The 22,352-nt window shown below is 39.4% G+C and carries 12 protein-coding genes; all 12 read right to left on the bottom strand.

What is annotated here, in order from left to right; all coding sequences use genetic code 11:
* Positions 1-216: 216 nt before the first annotated feature.
* Positions 217-1,845: a DUF6377 domain-containing protein gene (locus B3297_RS05700; protein ID WP_070561736.1), complete on the bottom strand. Its 1,629-nt coding sequence runs from the start codon at positions 1,843-1,845 to the stop codon at positions 217-219.
* A 164-nt stretch (positions 1,846-2,009) separates the two neighbouring features.
* On the bottom strand, positions 2,010-6,560 hold the full coding sequence (locus B3297_RS05695) for an efflux RND transporter permease subunit (RefSeq protein WP_115046909.1): 4,551 nt from the start codon (positions 6,558-6,560) through the stop codon (positions 2,010-2,012).
* 13 nt (positions 6,561-6,573) lie between these two features.
* Complete coding sequence (locus B3297_RS05690) at positions 6,574-7,680, bottom strand: efflux RND transporter periplasmic adaptor subunit (protein WP_201639782.1); 1,107 nt, start codon at positions 7,678-7,680, stop codon at positions 6,574-6,576.
* A 269-nt stretch (positions 7,681-7,949) separates the two neighbouring features.
* Positions 7,950-8,312, bottom strand: coding sequence for a hypothetical protein (locus B3297_RS05685; RefSeq protein ID WP_070561742.1), 363 nt, complete (start codon positions 8,310-8,312; stop codon positions 7,950-7,952).
* A gap of 145 nt (positions 8,313-8,457) precedes the next feature.
* Positions 8,458-9,390, bottom strand: a complete 933-nt coding sequence (locus B3297_RS05680; RefSeq protein ID WP_070561744.1) for an endonuclease/exonuclease/phosphatase family protein — start codon at positions 9,388-9,390, stop codon at positions 8,458-8,460.
* 6 nt (positions 9,391-9,396) lie between these two features.
* A complete protein-coding gene (locus B3297_RS05675) occupies positions 9,397-11,688 on the bottom strand; it encodes a GH92 family glycosyl hydrolase (RefSeq protein ID WP_083295786.1) in 2,292 nt (763 codons plus the stop codon).
* Positions 11,689-11,853: 165 nt separating this feature from the next.
* The gene (locus tag B3297_RS05670) at positions 11,854-13,776 is read right to left on the bottom strand and encodes a RagB/SusD family nutrient uptake outer membrane protein (protein WP_070561814.1); all 1,923 of its coding nucleotides are present in this window, start codon (positions 13,774-13,776) and stop codon (positions 11,854-11,856) included.
* A gap of 19 nt (positions 13,777-13,795) precedes the next feature.
* Positions 13,796-17,050: a SusC/RagA family TonB-linked outer membrane protein gene (locus B3297_RS05665; protein ID WP_286778571.1), complete on the bottom strand. Its 3,255-nt coding sequence runs from the start codon at positions 17,048-17,050 to the stop codon at positions 13,796-13,798.
* Positions 17,051-17,208: 158 nt separating this feature from the next.
* Entirely contained in the window at positions 17,209-17,910 is a 702-nt protein-coding gene (locus B3297_RS05660) for a response regulator transcription factor (protein ID WP_070561748.1), read from the bottom strand.
* Positions 17,911-19,233: a sensor histidine kinase gene (locus B3297_RS05655; RefSeq protein WP_286778570.1), complete on the bottom strand. Its 1,323-nt coding sequence runs from the start codon at positions 19,231-19,233 to the stop codon at positions 17,911-17,913.
* Positions 19,234-19,321: 88 nt separating this feature from the next.
* Positions 19,322-21,616 (bottom strand): GH92 family glycosyl hydrolase, encoded by a 2,295-nt coding sequence (locus B3297_RS05650; RefSeq protein WP_286778569.1) that lies wholly within the window; start codon positions 21,614-21,616, stop codon positions 19,322-19,324.
* A 10-nt stretch (positions 21,617-21,626) separates the two neighbouring features.
* Positions 21,627-22,349 (bottom strand): basic secretory protein-like protein, encoded by a 723-nt coding sequence (locus B3297_RS05645; RefSeq protein ID WP_286778568.1) that lies wholly within the window; start codon positions 22,347-22,349, stop codon positions 21,627-21,629.
* Positions 22,350-22,352: the final 3 nt, after the last annotated feature.

The following is a 22,352-nucleotide window of genomic DNA, read 5'->3' as shown; positions in this document are numbered from 1 at the left end:
TTCCAAAATGGCAATGAGTTTCCCCTGCTTCATTGCTCAAAACAAAACTAAGATCACCAAGACGGAGAAAAAAGAGCTAGTACTGAAAAAGTACCAGAAAAAAAATGCAAACAGCTAACATAAAGATTATTACAAATTAAATACAGCATTAAAAAGTACCTACAGGAGCGTACAATCGTCTTTAAAACAGCCAATTTTCGGGTATTACCCTACATTTTAGGCCCGGTCGATCACCGCAATCTGACACACAGCAGCTTCAAAAGCATCGCGGTTTCCCGCAGCCTTATTACGCACTTTTGTTCTATAATTATAAACTGTCCGAAGAGAATATCGAAGGAAACTTGCAATCTTCACAGAATCATCGATCCCTAATCGAATCAATGCGAAAATCCGAAGTTCAGTATTTAACAATTCAGTTTTTTTGGGATAGATTTTCTCGTCCTCCTGAAGTAAGGCATTGAATTCATCAACAAAGGTTGGATATAGATTTAAAAAGATACGGTCAAAATTAACATAGAGTTGCTGCACCTCTCTTTCTTCCATTTGCGTTGACTTTAACTGTTCGCGTAAGGCATCCCACTGCTGATTCGTCGCTTTTTTCAACAGTGCTTTTCTGATATCTTCCATTTTATCGATATAACTCGAACACATATCAAAGAATTGCGCAATATATTCTTCTTTAATATGATTGGATTCAGATAATTTAAGGTTAGTCTGGTTTATTTCATCATTCAATGATCGAAGTTGTTGGTTTGTAGCCGATAATTCCGATCGTATCCTTCTCAAATGTTGCACTTGTCTATAAATAATGACAAGTCCAATGATTACACCAATCAATAAAATACTGACGATAATGACCAAGCCTACCAGTTGCCGATTTTGGCTACTGATTTTCTGCTGATAGGCGGCATTGATTATAGGATAAGAAGAGGTACCTTCAATAATGCGATACCGCACTTTACATAACATCGCATCGTCTATGGCTTTTTCAATAAACTGAAAAGCGCGATCGAAATCCTGTTGGTCGTAATACGTTAGCGCCAGATCATGAAAAGATGCGTTGTCGCGATTAGCCATTTCAATATCTGCACTGGCTGATATGGAAAGATAGTAAATTTGACTTTTTGTATCCTTTTCATATTTGTAAATGAGCCCCATAAAATAGGCTATCAGCGCGCGCTGCTCAATATCCTTTTTGTTCTCATTCCAGAGGACCAACAATTGCTTTTTAGCATCCTCACGATTACCATTAAAAAGTGTTTTTATAGCAATGGTTGTACGATACTCCAAGGAAGACTTTGGTAGTACAGTTAACAGAGAATCACGATACTTTTCACTTGCCTGGTAATATTCCGATCGATTATTGCTCTGACCGTAATGACTATAAAAGGAGCTGTAGGTATCGTAATATTTCGCCAAGAGATCCCGGCCAAGATGAGCGGGCTCAACTTGCTTTAACAATTGTGAAGCTTCTATATACCGTCCAATGGTGGAATACACCCAGGCCAAATCGAGATGAATAACCGCCTGTAAGGAGTCATTATTCGGTGGAGCGAGCTTTTGACACAGTAAAATATAAGTAAGTGCTGCGTCAGAATCAAACTTCTTATAATTTTCAAAGATTTCGTAGTTCTTCTTCAAAAATTGAACAGGATTACTTTCTAATGCTTTGGCCTCCTGTTTTAATTTCTCCAATTTATCTTCACGGTTCTTGATGTAAATTTTCTGATTTTCCATCAAATATTCCAATCGTTGCAAAACCCGGGTACTATCGGAATCTACTTGCGCAGATAGGTAAAGACTAAAATGAGCAAAAAGAATAAAAAGAAAAATGCGCTGCAACATAATAAACTCGGTTCAACATCGTGTAGACTAAACTACATAAAAATAACAACAAAAAAGAGGACGTCTCCCGACGGCCTCTTCCCCCGACCCAGTTAAGGGTCCAAGAATTAACAAGTTAATTCTTTATCGCATGAAAAATAGTTTTCTTTTTAATGTATGGCAACCTATTGCCAACCTCCTCCCAAGGCTTTGTATAGTAGAATCTGGTTTAACGTGTTTTCTTTCTCCAATTCTACTTTTCCGATTTGGGCTTCCAGCGACTCCTTCTGGGCTGTAACGACGTCCAAAGAGGTCACCCGTCCAGCAATAAATAGTTCCTGTGCGGCCTCGATAGAGAGCTTTAATGCTTGAACATGCTCATCGACAAAACCACGTCGTCTACCTATTGCCTCTTGCGTCATAATCACATTAGAAACCTCATTATAAGCATTCAGAACCATTTTTTCATAATCCAAAAAAGCAATCCCATAGTCCGCTTTTGCAATCTCGTACTGCGTTTTCAGTTGCCTTTGGTTAAATATCGGAAGCGTAATACCGCCAAATAAGTTATAAGCAATAGATTTATCCAAATTAAATAACTTGTTAAAGCTAAAGCTCTGCAATCCGATAAATGGACTTATTGCTACAGAAGGCAGAAAAGCCAAACGTGATGCTTCCTGATTATTCGAAGAGGCAATCACTTTCAAATAAGCAGCCTTGATATCGGGACGTTGGTTGACAAGATCATCCGGTGTACCAAAATGCATTGCATGATATAAATCCGCATTTTCAGCATATGTACTTCGTACAATAGGTTGATAAAAACGTCCTAATAAACCGTTTATATGGTGTTCCCAAAGTGCTATCTCTTGGATCAATTGTTCTTTAGCAGCTTTAGAATTGGCCAAAAGCGCTTTAAACTGTTGTACAGAAAGCTCAGTCGCATAACCAGCATCTTTTTTTACTTCAACAACTTCCAGTGCATTCTTATGCAATTCAATATTCCGATTATATACTTTTATCTTTTGATCCAAAGCAATTAGTTCATAATAAGCTGTTGCAATATTAGAGACTAATTCCGTTTCCAAGAGACGCTTTCCCTCCTGCTCTGCTAGGAAGCTAAAATAAGCAGCTTGTTTTTGGCTCTTTAACTTTCCCCAAAGATCAATCTCCCAAGATGAACGAAGTCCGATAAAATAATCTGGGATAAATGGTTCGGGTAATTTTTCATCATTTTTCAAATTCTCCGAGAAATTTGAATCGTAATTACCGATCCCTGACTCAGTATAGTGGCCATACTTCCGTATTCCTCCTTCTACTGTGGCCTCGACCCTAGGACCTAAAGCGGCTTTCCGTTGCTTAAAATAAGCTTGCGCAGATTCCAAACGTAGGATGGATTGACGAATATCCAAATTGTTCTGCAACGCCGAATCAATTAAGGAAACCAACTGCGAATCTTTAAAAATTTCCTTCCAAGGCCGGCTTCCCACATTTAAACTATCTGGCGAAAGATGTTTAGAAAAGGAATTCGGTACGTTTACTTTCTCCGGTTGGAGAGCTTTTTTGGGAACCGAACAACTTCCAAATAAAATAAGTGCGGCAATAACCAAAGAGGCTTGTTTCACAACTTGTTTCTTATTCTCTTTTTTTGAAAATAAGATCACTAAGCCTGGGATGACAATTACCCCCAGTATGGTTCCAATGAGCATTCCACCCACAGCAGCAGTACCGATACTTCGATTACCCAATGCTCCCGCTCCACTGGCCATCATCAAGGGTATCAAACCTGCAATAAAAGCAAAGGAAGTCATTAATATCGGGCGTAAGCGGGCAACAGCTCCTTCGATTGAAGCGGTCACGATATCCATTCCTTGCTTATATTTCAAATTGGCATATTCCACAATCAGAATCGCATTTTTACCTAACAAACCAATCAGCATGACCAATGCGACCTGCGCGTAGATATTGTTTTCCAATCCAAAGACCTTCAAGAAAATGAAAGCACCAAAGATCCCCGCCGGAAGACAGAGCAGAACTGGTAACGGCAATAAGAAGCTTTCGTACTGTGCACATAACAACAGATAAACAAACAGAAGACAAAGTGCGAAAATATACAAAGCCTGATTTCCAGAGATTTTCTGTTCCCGAGTCATACCAGACCATTCGATACTATAACCTTGAGGAAGAGATGACGCTATTTTTTCCACTTCTTCGATCGCTTGTCCAGAACTAAAGCCTGCTGAGGATTGTCCTGTAATCATGGCCGAACTAAACATATTGTAACGGGTAATTTGTTCAGGACCATAAATTCTTTCCATCGAAATAAAGGCATTGTATGGTACCATCTCACCCGTCTCATTCTTCACATATAAACGTAATACATCTTCTGGTCTTTGGCGATATTCGGGACCAGCCTGTACCATGACCTTATACATCTGTCCGTAACGGATGAAATTTGTCGCATAAAGACTTCCCATTAAGGTCTGCAGCGTATTCATGGCATTCTCCACCGATATTCCTTTTTTTGCAGCCATATCGTAGTCCACCTTCAGCATATACTGTGGAAAGTTCACATCAAAACTGGAGTTGATATCCTGAAGAACATCACTTTTTTCCATATCGTCCATAAACTTCTGCAGCACTTCGGCCGTCTTATTGAGATCTTCATTACCACTACGGTCCAATAGACGTAGTTCAAAACCTGATGAGTTACCAAAGCCTGGAACTGTTGGTGGAGGAAAGAAATCAATTTCCGCATCGGCAAAGTCCTTGGTTCTCTCGCGTAAATCTTTAATGACATCATCTACTGTCTGATCTCGCTCTTTCCAGGGCTTCAGATTGATCATCCCCATCCCGTAGGAAGCGCCGGACACTTCGGTAATAATACTATATCCCGATAATGTAGAAACGGTTTCCACAATATCAAGCTGACGTGATACAGAGTCAATTTTATCCAAAACACGTTCGGTACGGTCCACCGTTGCTCCAGGAGGTGTGGTTACAGCGACATAAATCATTCCCTGATCCTCGGTTGGAATAAAGCCCGAAGGTAAGATCGCGCTACTTCCCCAGGTGGCGACAAAGAAAACGCCAAGTAAAAGCAAGGTCAATCCGCGCCGTGCACTTGTTTTTACCAAAATCCCCTTGTAACCAAAGGCTGTCTTATCATAAACTGCGTTGAATTTTTTAAAGAAACGATCGAGCCAATTATTCGATGGTTTGCGATCGTGAGGCGATTTCAAGAAAAGCGCACATAAAGCGGGTGTCAATGTCAACGCGTTGATACCTGAAATAACAATGGCAGCCGCGAGCGTCAATGAAAATTGACGATAAAAAATCCCTACTGGCCCCGATAGAAAGGCAACCGGAACAAATACCGCAGACATGACAAGTGTAATAGCCACAACAGCGCCACCGACTTCTTTCATTGCTTCCAATGTAGCTTCCATAGGCTGCAAATGTTCTTCTTCCATCTTTGCGTATACAGCTTCGACGACCACAATACCATTATCGACCACAATACCTATTGCCAGTACTAGTGCAAATAAGGTCAGTAAGTTGATCGAGAAACCGAGCATCTGCATAAAAAATAAAGCCCCAATTAAACAGACCGGGACAGCCAAAATAGGAATAATAGTCGCCCTAAAATCCTGTAAAAAGATAAATACAACAATAAAAACCAAAAGAAAGGCTTCCAGTAAGGTCTTGATAACGGAAGAAATCGAAGCATCTAAGAAACGTGATACGTCATAGCCCATTGTATAGGTCATTCCGCTTGGAAATTGTGTCTGTTTCAATTCTGCCATGCGATCTTTCACACGTTGAATAACCTCCTGTGCATTTGACCCTGGTAATTGCTTCAACATAATGGAAGCTGAAGGCCGACCATCGGTTTTGGAAACCATTTCATAGTCCAACGAGCCAAATTCGACATCTGCAACGTCTTTAATACGGATAATGGAACCATTGGAATTCGCCCGAATAGGAATATTAGCATATTCCTCTATTTCGGTGAATTTACCAGGATAACGTAACACATATTGTTGCATATTGCGCATCTTATCCGAGCTAATCCCTGTTTGCCCCGGTGCAGCCTCAATATTCTGCTTTCGCAATGCTGCCACCACATCTTCGGTGGAAATATTATACGCTGCCATACGATCAGGTTTAACCCAAACACGCATAGCGTAATCCCGCATTCCCATAATCTGAGCGAGACCGACGCCTTCGATCCGTTTCAGTTCCTTTAGAATGTTGATATCTGCGAAATTGTAAATGAATCTTTCATCCGCAGTTTCATCATCGGTAAAAACATTCAGATACATCAGCATGGAGTTGACCTCTTTTTCGGTGGTTACCCCTGCTTTGATGACCTCTTCAGGGAGTTCATCCAATACCGTTGTTACCCTATTCTGTACGTTTACAGCCGCAATATCTGGATCTGTACCAACTTCAAAAAAGATTTGAATAACCGTGCTGCCGTTATTGGTAGACACTGAATTCATGTAAGTCATCCCAGCTACACCGTTGATTGCTTTTTCCAAAGGAATAGCGACAGCATTTGTACTCACCTCAGCATTGGCACCTGTATAATTGGCATTGACGACGACCGAAGGTGGTACAATGTCCGGAAATTGCGTGATGGGCAATGTAAATAAGGCCAACAACCCTAAAAGTGTAATAAACACCGAAATAACCAACGACAATATGGGTCGTTTTATAAATGTTTCAAACATAATTTATCCTCCCCTACAGTTTCCTCATTTTTGGATTAATCTTCATTCCACTCCGCAGTCCCTGTACTCCCTCATAGACAATCTTGGCGTTGGGATCTAAACCTCCATCCACAATGTAATAATGCCCCACACGTGGGCCCGCTGTAAAAGGTGTCATTTTTACGGTACTATCTGCCTGTACAGTATAAACGTATGTTTTGTCCTGAATTTCAAATACTGATTTTTGGTGTACAAAGGTATGTTGCCCTGTCTGCATTGGCACTGCAATCTTACCTGTTGCACCATGCTTTAGGATATGCTCGGCATTGGGAAATTGAACCCGAAGGGCAATGGATCCAGTATTGGCTTCAAATTCACTTTCTACCAAATGGGCAATTCCCTCGTGTGGATACAGTTCACCATTAGCCAAAATTAACTTGACCGATTTTTGCGTCTCCTTACCGTCCAACTTATCACGCATAAGTGTCAGATACTCCCTTTCAGAAATATCAAAATAAACGTTCACTTTACTTAAATCGGAGATCGTCGTAATTAAGCTACCCTCGGTCAATAAAGAGCCTTCTCTCAATAAGATACGGTCTATACGACCGTCAAAAGGAGCCTGTATAACAGTATAGTCCAATCTTGTCTGTGCCTGATTTACCAAAGCTCGGGCTTCTTCGATTTTAGAATTGGCCGCTTTTAATTGAATTTTCAATAAATTATATTCGGAAGAGCTCACAATATTCTTGTCAACCAATTTTTGAGTTCGTTCCATTTCCAGCTTGATCTTTTGTGCTTCCGCAATGGCATTATCATACTGTGCTTTGGCCTTGGCTAATTCCGAACGATATTCCTCATTATTATATTTAAATAAAATCTGTCCTTTCTTTACCCAAGCACCTTCATCGACATAAATTTTATCCAGAAAACCATTTAATTTCGAGCGAATCTCGACGTTTTTCAAGGCCTGGATATCTGCAATATATTCTTGATAAACAGTTGTGTCCATCACCATCAAAGAGGCGACGGGTATATTTTTGAGTTCTTCTTTTTGGTCAGCATTAGCATTTGTGGAGCGGCATGAGGCCAACATCCCGACCGCGCCAAGCAAAAGGCACAGTATTCGTAATTTGTTCATATGGGAATAATCTTTTTTTAAAGGTCATATGGAATACCCAGTTGTTTTTCATCCACGTTGGTGTTTGCCAAACATTGGTATTTCATAAACGATAAAAAATGTAAAATGTTAAACCCTCCTACGGCATTTTAAAGTCAGTCGTTAGGAGAATGTATTAGATAGGAGCTACAGCAATTGTATAGGGCAAAGAGCGGCCTAAGGCCTTCCAAACCATAGATAGAAATAAAATAAAACTATTGCAGCCTCCGATAGAAAATTATTGGAGGTAACTAGAATGGCCTAAAGCGGGATAGGAATCGATAATACCCTGGTAAGCATAGGGTTTTAGATCGATAAAAAGGATGTTCATCATCTTTTGCAAAACATAATGCCGTAAAGACGATTCCAAAAACAAAAATAAAAATTGGTAGTACTTGACTATTGAGCGAAAATATACGATAATCATCTTGCAATAGTACTTTTTCTTCTTGGGAAGAATGAATGGGTTCCAAATCCAATACGTCATCCAAAAAATACTCCACAATGGTCTCACCTGCATGCAACACCTGTCCAGTTGCCGAGGAGAAAGACTCATAGGTCAACAGATTAAGGTATGCAAAGAGTGTTAAAAAATGAAATATTTTGCCTAACATATCGAAATTTCGAATCACAAAGGTATGACTTTAAATAGCTAAGATTATTTTATTCATGTAAAAAAACCATGACAGCCTAAAAAATTAGCTGTCATGTCCTTAAATATCTCTAGTTTATTAGATTAAAGTCGATAAATTTCAAATGTTACAATTTGATTTTCACCACTAATGGAAAATGATCCGATGGTAATCTTGTCTCGTACTGTTTAAAAGAAAGTTCTTTAGGGAAATCCCCCTTTTTAACCTCTTCACTATTTTCTTTAGCACTACGATAAGATTCTGTTAAAACAGCATAATGCTTTACTTTAATCCGAGGAGTTACGAATACATGATCTATACGGCTGTCTGTCCAAAGATTATTATCGAAAGCATTAAATGTACCGTTCCATGTAAATTTAGTCGGAGCAAGCTCAAAACTATCTTCTATAAAATCGGATTCTTGAAGGATGTTATAAATTTCATTATTTTGATCGACATTGAAATCACCGGTCAATATAGCTAGTTCCCCTTTTACAAACTCTTTCATTTTTTTGACAACCAACCGACTACTTTTTTCCCGGGCTTTGACACCAACATGATCCATATGCAAATTAAAGTACCAAAATTTCTTCCCAGAATTAATTTCCTGCAACTGCACCCAAGTACAAATACGAGGTAAGGCAGCATCCCAACCTTTTGAAGGGCGATCTGGCGTCTCAGAAAGCCAGAAGACGCCACTTTTTAATTTCTTAAATTTCTTCTTTTTGAAAAATATAGGCGCAAACTCTCCCGCAACTTTACCGTCATCCCGACCAACACCAACATAATCATAATCAGTAAGACGTTTTTTCAAATCTACCAATTGATTTACCAAAACCTCCTGTGCTCCAAAAACATCGTAATCCACAAAATCAATTAAAGAAGTGATTACTGGAAATCGCTGATCCCAACCGTTACCATTTTTACGATCTCCGTCATTGTCATAACGGATGTTGTAGCTTCCTACTGTAAGACCTATTGAATTTTGTGAAAAGGCATTTAAAACAAATAAATTGATTACAAAAATAAGACTTAGCGATATAATACGTAATTGCTTCATAATATATTATTTTATTTTTTCGTTACTAAAGGAATATGGAGCATCTTCTTTTTTTGTACCTCTATTTTTATTCGGTTCTTCGCTCATTTTGAAATCAAGTTTGGCACCCTGCAATAAATCTTTATAACGGATATAATTATGATTATAAGGCTTTCCATTCCAAGTTAGTTGATCTACGTAGACCTGATTTGCTCCCTGTTGTTTAGCTTGGATATTCACTTTTTTCCCATTTTCGAGATTTAGTGTCACCTTATCGAATTGTGGTGAACCAATCACATATTCGCCCGAGGCAGGAGAAACTGGATAAAATCCCAGCGAAGAGAAGACATACCAGGCTGAAGTCTGCCCGTTATCTTCATCACCACAATAGCCATCTGGTGTAGGCAAATAAAGTTTATCCATTATTTTGCGTACCCAATATTGTGCTTTCCAGGGCTCTGCAGCATAATTATACAGATAAGGCATATGTTGGATAGGCTGATTTCCATGCGCATACTGTCCCATATTCATCACCTGCATTTCACGCATTTCGTGGATCATTCCGCGACTTTTCATACCCTCATAACTCGGAATAACAAACACCGTATCCAACATGGACACAAATGATTTATTACCACCCATCAAATTAATTAAACCTTGAGGGTCATGGAACACACAAAAACTCCAATGCCAAGCATTTCCCTCCGTATATTCTCTTGACCAGGCACTTGGATCAAAATCTGAGACGAACGATCCGTCTGCTTTTTTCCCACGCATAAGTTTTGTACTTGGGTCAAACAGATTTTTATAGTTCATCGCGCGTGTTGCATAAATAGCTGTTTCAGCTTCCGGTTTGCCCAATGCTTTGCCAAATTCATAAATACACCAGTCATTGTATGCATATTCCAATGAACGTGCTACATTTTGGTCTACTTTTACATCAGCAGGTATATAGCCCAATTTATTGTAATATTCATAACCGAAGCGTCCCGTCGAAGAGTGTTTCGGATAGGCACTATTGGCCCCATGCTTGAGCGCTTCCCATAATAGGTCTTTATCATAGCCTTTCCGATCAGTGATCAAGGCATCTGCGACAATAGAAGCGGAATTGTTTCCAATCATCGATGCACGATGTCCTGGCGAAGCCCACTCCGGAAGGTAACCACTCTCCTTATAAGCATTGACCAAACCTTCTTGCATGCGATCGTTCATGGATGGATATAATAAATTCAACAGCGGAAACAAACTTCTGAATGTGTCCCAAAAACCTGTATCTGTAAACATTTCGCCAGGCAGGACCTGCCCATTGTAGGGGCTATAATGCATACGCTTGCCTGTTCCATCAATTTCAGAAAAATCCCTTGGAAAAAGTGTTGAACGATAGAGGCTGGAATAAAATGTACGTAACCGGTCAATATTATGGTCTTCAACCTGTACACGTCCGAGGATTTCGTTCCACTGTGCTTTACCTTCGTCAACAACCTGTTGAAATGTTTTGGACTTCACTTCTTTTAAATTAAGTTCTGCCTGCTCAAAACTTATAAAGGAAGAAGCAATACGGGCTGTGACCTTCTCCCCTCTTTTCAAGGAAGAGAAGCCCACAACTGCTCCGGCGTGATTGTCCTGAATTTCCAATTCATCTTTACTTATCGCTCCGCTTTTAACAGCAGCTTTGTAGGAGAATGGTCTATCGAAAGTAATGACGAAGTAATTCTTGAAATTCTCCGGAACACCACCGCTATTTTTTGTTGAATACCCGATAATCTTATTTTCCTGCGGAATTACTTTAATATAAGACCCCTTATCAAATGCATCAATAATAACATAAGCACTGTCTGTTTTGGGGAAGGTGAACTGAAAGATTGCTGCCCGTTGTGATGGAGACAATTCTGTTGTCACATCGTGATCCGCAAGGTAGACGCTATAATAATAAGGTTTTGCAATTTCCGCTTTATGTGAAAACCAGCTTGCCCGCTTTTCCTGATCAAATAGCGGTGTGCCTGTTATTGGCATGATTGAAAACTGACCATAATCATTGTTCCAAGGGCTTGGCTGGTGCGTTTGCTTAAATCCTTTAATTTTATCAGCCGTGTAAGTATATACCCAACCATCGCCCATATTTCCAGTCTGCGGGGTCCAAAAATTCATACCCCAAGGCCGAGCGATCGCAGGATAAGTATTGCCATTAGACAATTCATACTTCGATTCTGTACCGATCAACGGGTTAACGAAATCAACAGGTGAGGTTTGTTGCGCCATTCCAGCATGCGTCGCGAATAGAAAAAGAATACTACCTGTTAGTTTTTTAATATTAAACATAAATGAAGCGTTTGGTTAAGCTTAAAATTATTAGCAAAAAAGCTAAAACGTATTAGTAAATATAGGTAAGAAATTTAAATATAGTAGATTACCCAGGTCTTTTTCACAAGATGGTTACAAAAAAAACCGCAATCAAATGATTGCGGTTTTTATATCACACTAATACTACCACCCAGGGTTCTGCCCTAATGAGGGCGATTTTTGGATCTCTGAGTTTAAAATAGGAAATAAGTAATGAGTTGGAGCAGTAAAAACTCTACTTTCAACAAAGAAACGTTCCATTTTATAACGTTTATCACCGATTTGGATTTTACCATTTACATCTTCAACAGCTCTCATACCATTAATCATATTTTGAAGTTTCGGATAAGCTGTATTATTATTCTTCCAGTAGTTTATACTTCGTTCATTATTTGTACTACCTGATGCAGTAAAGGTCTGGTATTTAGTTTTCTCCACCGAGCTACTGGGCTCTAGATATAGGCGACTATCAAAAGCTCTCTTATTCTCATAGAAGAATTCGACCCTTCTTTCACGGTAAATGTACTCACGCATCAAATTTTTATCAGCAAGCGTTGTCATAGGCATTGGTGCCATAAAGGATCTAGATCTTACCTGATTAATTAAATCATAGATCTCTTGTGTTGGTCCATCAACTTCGTTAACCGCCTCAGCATAAATGTAAATAAAGTCTGGCAAACGCCAAACTGGAGGCGCACTAATGATAACACTGCCATTCTTATTCCAGGCTTCCTGCAAAAATTTCCTCAGATAATATCCCGTGCGCGTTGCATTATTCGCTCCGATCTGATCGGCACCACTCGCAATATTTGTCTGGGATGGATTATTGTTACCGCCGCGGAATGCTGCACCATGAAATATAATGTCGCGATAAAAACGTGGATCCCTTTTTACTGAAGTATAAGGATTTGCGTCATCATACCCGTCCTGTTTAGCCTTGGTACTATAAATCGGGTAACCAAAGCCATCTGGCGACAAGTACTCATACTCATCTACTTGTTCTTGAACGGGCATCTGACGAGCTCCACCACCGCGGCTTGGCGGATATACATCACCAAACCACCCTTCACCCTTATAGCGCGTAAAAAACAAAACATACTCATTTTTGAACGCCTCCATATCATAAAACATCTGCCATAAGCGTGTATAAACTGTTGAGTTACTCGTGTTTTGACCACCACTATCTCCAAAATCGGTATTTGAGTATTTCTGGTAAAGACTATAACGTTTTCCACCTGCAACCTTACTTTCAAGAACTGCCTTAGCAGCCTCTTTAGCTTTCACCCAACGCTGAGGATCATATGTAGCGTATTCGGACTCAAACTTACGTGTCCCATTATAACCTTTTGCGGCAGCTCCATTCCAAAGTGGTGTAGCGGCCATCCACCGTGCTTCTGCTATCAGCCCAAGACATGCCCCTTTATCGATACGTCCAAAATTCTGCCCCTCCCATTTTTCCGGGACAGCATTATATGCTGTTGTTGCATCAGCTACAATTTTGTCAATAACTTTATGAACTGACTCACGCTCGAAATTCATGTTCTCTGTTGCCGTAACAACATGATCTATGTAAGGTATCTCACCATATATACGAACAGCCATTAAATGAAAGTAAGCTCTTAAAAAGTAGACCTCACCCACGCGCATAGGCAGTGAACCTGGTTCTAGGATATCATCTGGTGTACTATATTTTTTAATTCCTTCCAAAATAACGTTTGTTCTGCGGATCCCGTCAAACATACTATTCCAGAATTGCCCATTGTCTCCGGGTAGTTCATTGATATTCCAATCACCTGTATTATATCTATTTGTAATATTTCCCTCTACTGTAGAGCCTTCAGCCTCATCGGTTATCGCGGCACTCGAAAAATGATAGAACCACGAGATAGGCTGATTGACACCCTTCGCTTTAGCATACACATCCGTAACGAGCTGATTTACTTTTTCATAACGAGTAAAAACCTCATCTTCCCGGATCTGATCGTCGGGTAATTTGTCCAAATATTTGTTGCAACTTGCGATCATAAAAGCAACCACACCTGCCATAAAAAAAAGTATTTTTTTCATCTTCAATACATTCATAAGGTTAGAAATTAAGATTTATTCCAAAGTTGTAGACTTTTAGAATCGGGTACCAATAACCGCTCGTATTTCCCATTTCAGGATCTATACTTAAATCCTTTAAACCTGACCAGGTAAATAGGTTCATCCCTTGCGCATAAACGCGTAATTGGTTCAAACCAATTTTTTTAATAAGATCTTTCGGTAAATTATAACCAATCTCTATATTTTTGAGCCTTAAATATTTAGCATCATATAAAAACAAACTACTGTTACTATTTTTATTATTCTCGGAATTGCCAATATGTAGAGCGGGGTAAGTAGCAGTTTCGGCCGTTTCCGGTGTCCAACGTCCCATATGAATTGGTCGAACGGAGCCGAGTTTATCTTGATCAAAAGTCGGGAAATCCCACACAGCCGCATCTTTCAATAAAATTGAAGAATTTAACGCTCCTTGAAACAAAAGACTAAAATCAAAACCCTTGTATTGCAGCGATATTGGTAAACCAAATTGAATCTCCGGGCTCCTAGGATTTCCCATCACTGTGCGATCCCCTAAATCTGTAATTTTACCATCACCATTCAAATCCTTATATACGACGTCGCCAGGTCCTACTGTTCCCCAAGGTTGAAAATTACTCTGATTTAATTTGTCCGCCTCGGCCTGATCTCTAACGAAGTGATCGAAAACATAGACAAAATTTTCATAAAGTCGTTTGCCCGTTGCTTGTCTGTATTCATATTGTCGTGGCACCTCTTGTCGGTAGATCAACTTATTTCTAGAAAAGGTGAAATTAGGTTTTAGAGAAAATCTGAAATTATCCCCAATCATATCTGAATAACTCATCTCAATATCAATACCACGGTTGCGGACCTTTCCAATATTGATCAGCGGAGAGCCTTTACCAACTACGCCAGGAAAACCAATGTCATCCGCCCCCAGTTCAGTAATAATATCATAACGATAATCTTCAAAAACATCAATACTAAAGTTCATCTTATTCTTTAAAAAGCCCATATCAAGACCGATATTGGTTTTTCTAGATTTCTCCCATGTTATATTTTCGTTTGCCAGGCGTCCTTCACGAAGGCCACTTAGTCCATTGTTAAAATTCTGTTCCCCAAAACTATAACCATCTCCTCCCTGAAAAAATGCGAGATATCCGAATCGAGCGTCACCTGGCATTTTATCATTACCCACAAGCCCCATCGAGGCCCTCAGCTTTAAAAAGCTAAGCCAGTCTTTGGTATTCGACATAAATTTCTCCTTGCTAACCACCCAACCCAATGCTCCAGCCGGGAAAAATCCATAACGTTTTCCCTCTATAAAATTTTCGGATCCATTGTAACCAAAGTTAAATTCCGCCAAATATTTTTCTAGATAATTATAGGTAAACTGTCCTGTCATACCTTGATAACGGATATCAACACTGGCTCTTGAATTCGCCGCATCATAGACAGACTGGCTCGAGCGATTGAAAAGCAACATTCCAGTAACATTGTGTTTATCTTTAAATAGACGGTTATAGTTTATTTTTCCTTGAATGAAAGTTCTATTAAAAGGACTACTTTGTGTAAATGAATTTCCAACAGTTTGATCTACCCTATATTTGTTCCCATTTTTATAAGTACCCTCATAGTATTGCGGATTCATAAAAATATCGATACCATCTGTAGGCTGAAAAGTCGCATAATTGGGATATACCCTATATCCTTCACTATAGGTACCCAGCTCGCGTCTGACCCATTGTTGCTCTCTAGCATCATAGGAAAATATTCCGTCAACAGAAAGTCCCTTGGTAATAAAATCCATATTCCAGCCGGCAGCGAAACTTCCTTCCAAATAGGTGTTTTTTTCTGTATGATATCCTGACCTAGTCAACTCCCCAAGAACATTAAATCGGTAAATTTGATTACCAAACAACAAGCCCGAGGGATTATTCAGCAGATATCCCTGTGTAGAAGGTTGGCTATTGGGTTCGAGAATGATGGGTAAATACGGGGGCTGTGTCATTGCTAGAGTCATCAATCTACTTGCGGAAGTTCCAGGTGAAGTTCGATTGGTAATACGAGCACCTAAATTGAGTTTTACCCACAAGTTTTTAGTAATGTTGACATCAATATTGGACCTAAAATTATAGCGCTGAAATTTAGGAGAGACATTATATTTAGATAAGTCAACATGGTCATAATTATTATCTTGTCCCATATAACCGCCCATCACAAAATATTTCGCAATATCATTACCACCCCTTATTGATAGATTATATTCGTGCTGAGGTGCAGTTCTAAAAATATAATCGAAATAGTCCCAGTTATAACCTAACCCGTCCGAATTATCACCCTTTGCCCTTCGAAAATTGTCTATAGCATCCTGACTAAATAATTTCAAGTTATCGATATTTCCACCAGACCGCTTCGCATCATTCATTAACGCTTCATTGTAGAGAGTCGCGTAATCTGCAGATCCCAAAAGCATAGGCAATTGTGCGGGCGTATTTAGGCCATACGACGCTTTGAAGTCTACGGTTGCTTTATCGGCGGATTGTCCTCGTTTTGTGGTAACAACGATAACCCCATTCGCTCCACGAATTCCGTAGGGTGCCGTAGCTGCTGCATCCTTCAAAATGGAAACAGTCTCAATTTCGTCTGGAGCCAAATAGCTCATATCGCGTTCAATTCCATCCACAATTACAATGGGGGATTGATTACCATAAGTTGACTTACCACGAATAAACAATTCTGAACGATCTACTCCTGGCTCTCCTCCAGCATATTGGTTGACAACCAGTCCTGGTAATCTTCCTGCAAGCATGTTATTAATATTTGCTGCAGGACTCTGTACAAGATCCTTAGTCGTAATCGTTGCGACGGCGCCAACAACATTTCTTTTCTTCTGTGTTGTGTATCCAACAACCACAACATCCTCTAGTGCTTTTACATCTTCTACTAGGCTAACCTGTAACGTTGACCTTCCGCCCGCCACAATTTGTTGAGGCTGAAAACCAATATACGAGAAGGTCAATACCGCATCCTTATAGGGAATTTCTATTCGATATCGACCTGATGCATCTGTTTTCGTTGATTTGCCACTCGCCTTAACCACAATGGTGACACCTTGCAAAACTTTCCCTGTCGAACTGTTTAAAACTGTTCCCTCTACAATAATACCCTCTTGTTGGAAACTGAAGTGGATAGACGCAGCTTTCAATTCGGTCCACAAATTGAACGTGCTACACACCGAAAGCGTAAAAAATAATGGAATTACCTTTCTTTTCATAAATAATAATTAATGATTGGTTTACTAATACAAAAATTGGTCATCAATTAGTTATTCCTTTGGAATGAACATCTCCAAAGAAATCAACCTTAAGCTGATAAACTAATTCGTTTTAGTAAAATTAAAAAGAAAGAAAAGAGAAAGTTGTTAATCGATTGTTAATGACAATTATTGAAATCGACCTCTAAAATAAATCCCACCTTATAAACAGTTTTAATAGCAACATACCGCGATCTTTTCAGCATTTTTCTAATCTTGCATATAAAAACATCAAGACTTCGTCCCAAAAAATAATCGTTATCTCCCCAAAGAGCAAGTAAGATCTCTTCTCTTTTCAAAACAATATTCGGTTTGCTTGCTAAGAAAGTCCAAAGTTCAAATTCACGTGGTGATACAACCTGCCGAGATTTATCATTAAATTCTATTGCAAGTAAATTACGGTCAAGTTTAATGTCACCAATATTGAGTTGTAATTGACAAACAACAGGCTGCTTAACCATATAATTTTGAAGTTTCAGAGACAATTCTTCAACATCAAACGGTTTTGTTATGTAATCATTGCCCCCTAGACGGAGGCCCTTTAATCGATCTGGTTTAGACAGTCTTGCTGTAAGAAAAAGCACAAACTGGTTTTTATTTAACTGAGAAATATATTCAACGAATTGAAACCCATCCCAGTTGGGAAGTTGTATATCTACTACAAGGATATCATATTTATTAATCTTATAATAAGATATTCCTTCTTCAGCAGACATTGCATGACTAACATCAAATCCGAAATTTGACAGATAATCTATGAGCATTGTCGCTAAATCAAGATCATCCTCAATCAGCAATATATGTCCATATTTTGGTATCATCTATTTTATTATTGGTATTGAAATAGAAAATATTGTTCCAGGTTGGGTATCTGATTTAACGTCAATTTTCCATCTATGAATCCGCATGACTTCCTTTACGAAAAAAAGCCCCAGGCCCAGCCCATTTGAAGTAGCTTCTTGTTTACCCCGATATCCCTTCGTGAAAATATACGGCAATTGGTTATGTGAAATACCTATTCCATTGTCTTGTACAGTCATCACCACCGTATCTCTAGCGCCAATACTCAAACGAATATGAATATGCTTTATTCGCTCTTTATTATACTTCAGGCCATTATCGACCAAATTGTTTACCGCGGTAACAAACATAAATGGGTTGACAAGCACCCTAGCCTCTTTAACGTTTTGATCCACTAAGATTTGAATCGTCGCACTTTCTGATACTAAAATCGCAAGATCTTGTTCTAATTGATCCATAAGTTCTACCAAAAAGTGTTCCTCTAGACTCACCTCTTCTTGATTAAACACACTCAAATCAATCGCTTTGTTAACTAATCGATCCAAACGGTTTATCTGACGCATCAAGGTGTCCAAAGTTGTTGACATTTTTAACTTATCATCTTTCGAAACTTTTACCGCCAAATTGGTTAAACCAATTCGTATGGTTGTCAATGGTGTATTGAACTCATGTGTGACATTGTTAATAAAGTCGGAAGCCATTTCTGCCATTCTTTTTTGCTTTATCCAGCTACTATATGTCATCAAATACAACCAAACAATACCAATTATACAGCAGCCCGATAGTAATAATAATGGTAAAATGGCTTTTAATACAGAAAAATTTGTATCAATATTCCCAACATACAACGTAAAAGCCACACGGTTCGACATCTTACTATTTGCGGTTATTGCAATCGACGATACGATATTGTCTTTGTCAATAAACCGAAATTCCCCTCCAATAGGAATATGCTGATCTTTGCCAAAGTCCAGGATTGGTATAAAGGTCTTCGCATCAAAAGTCACCGAAATATCTCTCAACACAATGGCATAACCAAAGCCTTCACCCAAATTGACTTCGGATCTGATGACCTGGAATAGGCTATCCATCGCAGGATGATTTCGAAGCCTCATTATCAAGGTCTTCGCGATACTATCTTTCAGACTATTGAAAGCATTTCTATCGTCTTGATAATAAGATCTCAGACGAACTAAATGAGGCATTAAGGTTGAATCGACAAGTTTCTGTCCGCCCGGGAATATCTTATCGTTGGAAATATGCTTATCGTAAACAACCTTAATTTCCTTTTTTTCTTTTTGAAATAGTTCGCCTCTTTTGATCTCATATGATCTTGCAATCATGAGATACTGTAATATCAAAAACAAAACTAAGCAACAGATAGCTATCCATTTATATACACCTGACCGTCTCATTTTTGCAAACAGACTATTATTTGTTTGGTTTATTGCTCATCTCGAAGATTAATTCACCACCATTTATAATGCTACTATAGGGTAATAGAAAATCAGCCAATTTCCGCCCATTTAAAGAAACGGATTTAACGTAAACATTCTTTTCAGACTGGTTACGGGCAACTATGGAAAGACTGCGTCCATTTTCAAGGTTAACCTTTGCCGATTTGACCAAAGGACTACCAATCCAATAACTATCTTCCCCAGGTGCCACTGGATAAAAACCCAATGCAGTAAATAAATACCAGGCAGACATTTGTCCACAGTCATCATTTCCCCCTAAACCCGCATGGCCATTGTGATACTGATTCCGTATGATCTGTCTGACGCGGGCCTGAGTTTTCCAGGGACTCTTGGTTATATTGTATAAGTATGCCACATGATGGGAAGGTTCATTTCCGTGCACGTAATTTCCGATAATACCATCCCGGGTAATATCCTCCGTATGTTCAAAATATTTATCCGGTAATTCCATGGTAAACAGTGAATCCAAATAAGACTCTAAACGTTTTTTGCCTCCCATTAATGCCATCATTTCAGTAGGTTGATGCGGTACATACAGGCTGTAATTCCATGAATTACCTTCAATAAATCCTTGCCCATGTGTATCCAAAACATCGAATTTCTCCTGAAATTTACCCGCTGAATTCTTCGGACGCATAAATCCAATAGCGGAATCATAGAGTGATTTCCAACTTTCAGCCCTTTTGGAAAAGGTCGTGTAAATATCCTCTTTTCCCAATTTTTTCGCTAATTGCGCTATACACCAATCGTCATACGCATATTCCAATGTATTAGAAACAGATGTTCCCGATACATCTGCAGGAACATACCCCTTATCAATGTAAGCGCCGATTCCCTCATACTGACGTTTATTTGCCGTTTGTACGCAAGCCGCTAGTGCGGCTCCTGCATCGCCTTTGTAAATGCCCTTAAGTATTGCATCAACAATAACAGACACCGAATGATAGCCGCTCATGCACCAATTATCATTCGCATAATGCGACCAAATCGGCAACATCTTCAATACACTCTGGTCATAATGAGCCATCATGGATGCTACAATATCAGCATTACGAGAAGGGTTAATTAAATTCAACAGCGGATGAAAAGCCCGATAAGTATCCCACAGCGAAAATGAAGTATAATTCGTAAAACCTTTGGCGCGGTGCACCTCCTGATCCAAGCCTTTATATTCACCATTCGTATCCATATAGACTGTCGGCATTAAGCTTGCATGGTACATGGCTGTATAAAAATTGACCAGGTCTTCCTTGTTCAACATTTCAGCTTCTATCTTATGCAGCTCCTTTTCCCAAGCTTCTTGGCCTTTCTTAACGTAGCCATCAAAATTCCAGTCCGGAGCCTCAGCCTCCATATTGGCCAATGCATTCTTCATGCTTACTGGACTTAAAGCTACTTTCAGAAGGATGGATTCTTGTGCTTTTGTATCAAAATCCAAGTGTAGCTTAATATTGTGCGCTGCAAGGTCGGGGAAATTATTTTGTTGATCAAACTTACGCCAGAAACCATTATACACAGATTTTCCATCTTCATACTTGGCGCCATAATTCTTAAAAGCTTTTGAGGTCTTTATTGCAAAGTATACGGTGCGCGTTCTCGACCAACCGTTTGTTTGACGGTAGCCTACCAGTGTTGAATCGTTCAATACCTTGACAACGGTCCAAACATTCTTGCCATCATAATTATAAATCCCAGCAGTTAGATCTACGATAAGATGTGAAGCGTCAGACTCTTTGAATGTATAACGGTGGAGCCCTACACGCGTTGTAGTCGTTAATTCAGCCTTAATCTGATGTTTATCCAGTAGAACACTGTAATAATTGGCCTCAGCTCGCTCATTGGCATGTGAGTAGGATGATCGATAACCGTCTTGCGGTCGATCAGCTGTACCCGGATTCAATTGAACTTTTCCTTGTGTCGGCATGATCTGTATATCACCAAGATCGGAGTGACCAGTGCCACTAAAATGTGTATGACTAAACCCGACAATCGTCGGATCATCATACTGATAACCAGCACAATATTTATAAACATCACCGTTGTACCGTCCATTGACAGCATAAGATAATGTATCCGTATCAGGACTTAATTGTACAGCACCGAATGGAACTGTCGCCCCCGGAAAAGTATGTCCCATTTTCGCCGTTCCGATGAGTGGTTTGACATACTGAACTAATTTAGTTTCTTGTGCCTTTAATAGATATGGGACACTAATTAATCCCAAAAAGACTAAACTTCTGATATTCATCGCTTATGAATTATAGTGTGGGATTTTGGCTATAATCGGCCCATAGCTCATCAATAGTTTTACCCGTCTCCACTTTCCAAAAAGCATCACTATAGCTTTTGCTACGCATCGCTGCATCCAATTTTTTGACAAAATCCTTCTTTACATGTAGATTGATCCAGTACAAAAAGCGCGCTGTAATACGATAAGAATCGGTGTATTTCTGCTTTTCGTTATATTCTGGCAGCTTCCAGTTTGCCCTCGCATTATCTATGCCATCATCAAATCGGACAAAATCGGCTATCCCTTCCGTAATCCACCACGGGCCCGCCCCATCGGGGTATGCTTGAACAATATGCATGACTTCATGGGTAACCACGTCAATATCCCCTGGATTTTTGGCAAACCAAGCTGGACTGTAACGGACAATCCCACCCGCTGTCGCTGCCACACCTTTATAGTCCGGATCAATAACGAAAGACACCTTTTTTATGGTCTTTTTATTATATTTCTTGGCTAGTTTAGGGTAGTTTATAAAATATGCTGCCACCAATCTTTCTTTTAAAGGAGCACTAAAATCTTTGTCTTTATTAATCCAAATTAGGGTATAACCACCTTTACTGATACTATCAACATCCACAGCCACCTTGCGGTCGTTTTCTGTATGTTTCCAGTTATCCTGCGCGAAAAGTGAACAAGAGTATGCCAAGCCAAATACGGTAACAACTACTTTTAAGTTTTTAAAGTTTATCATAAC

Source organism: Sphingobacterium sp. UBA3519 (assembly GCF_002377215.1).
In the GTDB taxonomy this organism is placed as follows: domain Bacteria; phylum Bacteroidota; class Bacteroidia; order Sphingobacteriales; family Sphingobacteriaceae; genus Sphingobacterium; species Sphingobacterium multivorum.
Note: the sequence above shows the minus strand (reverse complement) of the source record. Positions and strands in the feature narration are given on the sequence as shown.

Bases quoted from the DNA above. Each gene is read 5' to 3' on its own strand.
- B3297_RS05700 (WP_070561736.1), bottom strand. From the start codon at position 1,845: ATGTTGCAGCGCATTTTTCTTTTTATTCTTTTTGCTCATTTTAGTCTT.
- B3297_RS05695 (WP_115046909.1), bottom strand. From the start codon at position 6,560: ATGTTTGAAACATTTATAAAACGACCCATATTGTCGTTGGTTATTTCG.
- B3297_RS05690 (WP_201639782.1), bottom strand. From the start codon at position 7,680: ATGAACAAATTACGAATACTGTGCCTTTTGCTTGGCGCGGTCGGGATG.
- B3297_RS05685 (WP_070561742.1), bottom strand. From the start codon at position 8,312: ATGTTAGGCAAAATATTTCATTTTTTAACACTCTTTGCATACCTTAAT.
- B3297_RS05680 (WP_070561744.1), bottom strand. From the start codon at position 9,390: ATGAAGCAATTACGTATTATATCGCTAAGTCTTATTTTTGTAATCAAT.
- B3297_RS05675 (WP_083295786.1), bottom strand. From the start codon at position 11,688: ATGTTTAATATTAAAAAACTAACAGGTAGTATTCTTTTTCTATTCGCG.
- B3297_RS05670 (WP_070561814.1), bottom strand. From the start codon at position 13,776: ATGAAAAAAATACTTTTTTTTATGGCAGGTGTGGTTGCTTTTATGATC.
- B3297_RS05665 (WP_286778571.1), bottom strand. From the start codon at position 17,050: ATGAAAAGAAAGGTAATTCCATTATTTTTTACGCTTTCGGTGTGTAGC.
- B3297_RS05660 (WP_070561748.1), bottom strand. From the start codon at position 17,910: ATGATACCAAAATATGGACATATATTGCTGATTGAGGATGATCTTGAT.
- B3297_RS05655 (WP_286778570.1), bottom strand. From the start codon at position 19,233: ATGATTGCAAGATCATATGAGATCAAAAGAGGCGAACTATTTCAAAAA.
- B3297_RS05650 (WP_286778569.1), bottom strand. From the start codon at position 21,616: ATGAATATCAGAAGTTTAGTCTTTTTGGGATTAATTAGTGTCCCATAT.
- B3297_RS05645 (WP_286778568.1), bottom strand. From the start codon at position 22,349: ATGATAAACTTTAAAAACTTAAAAGTAGTTGTTACCGTATTTGGCTTG.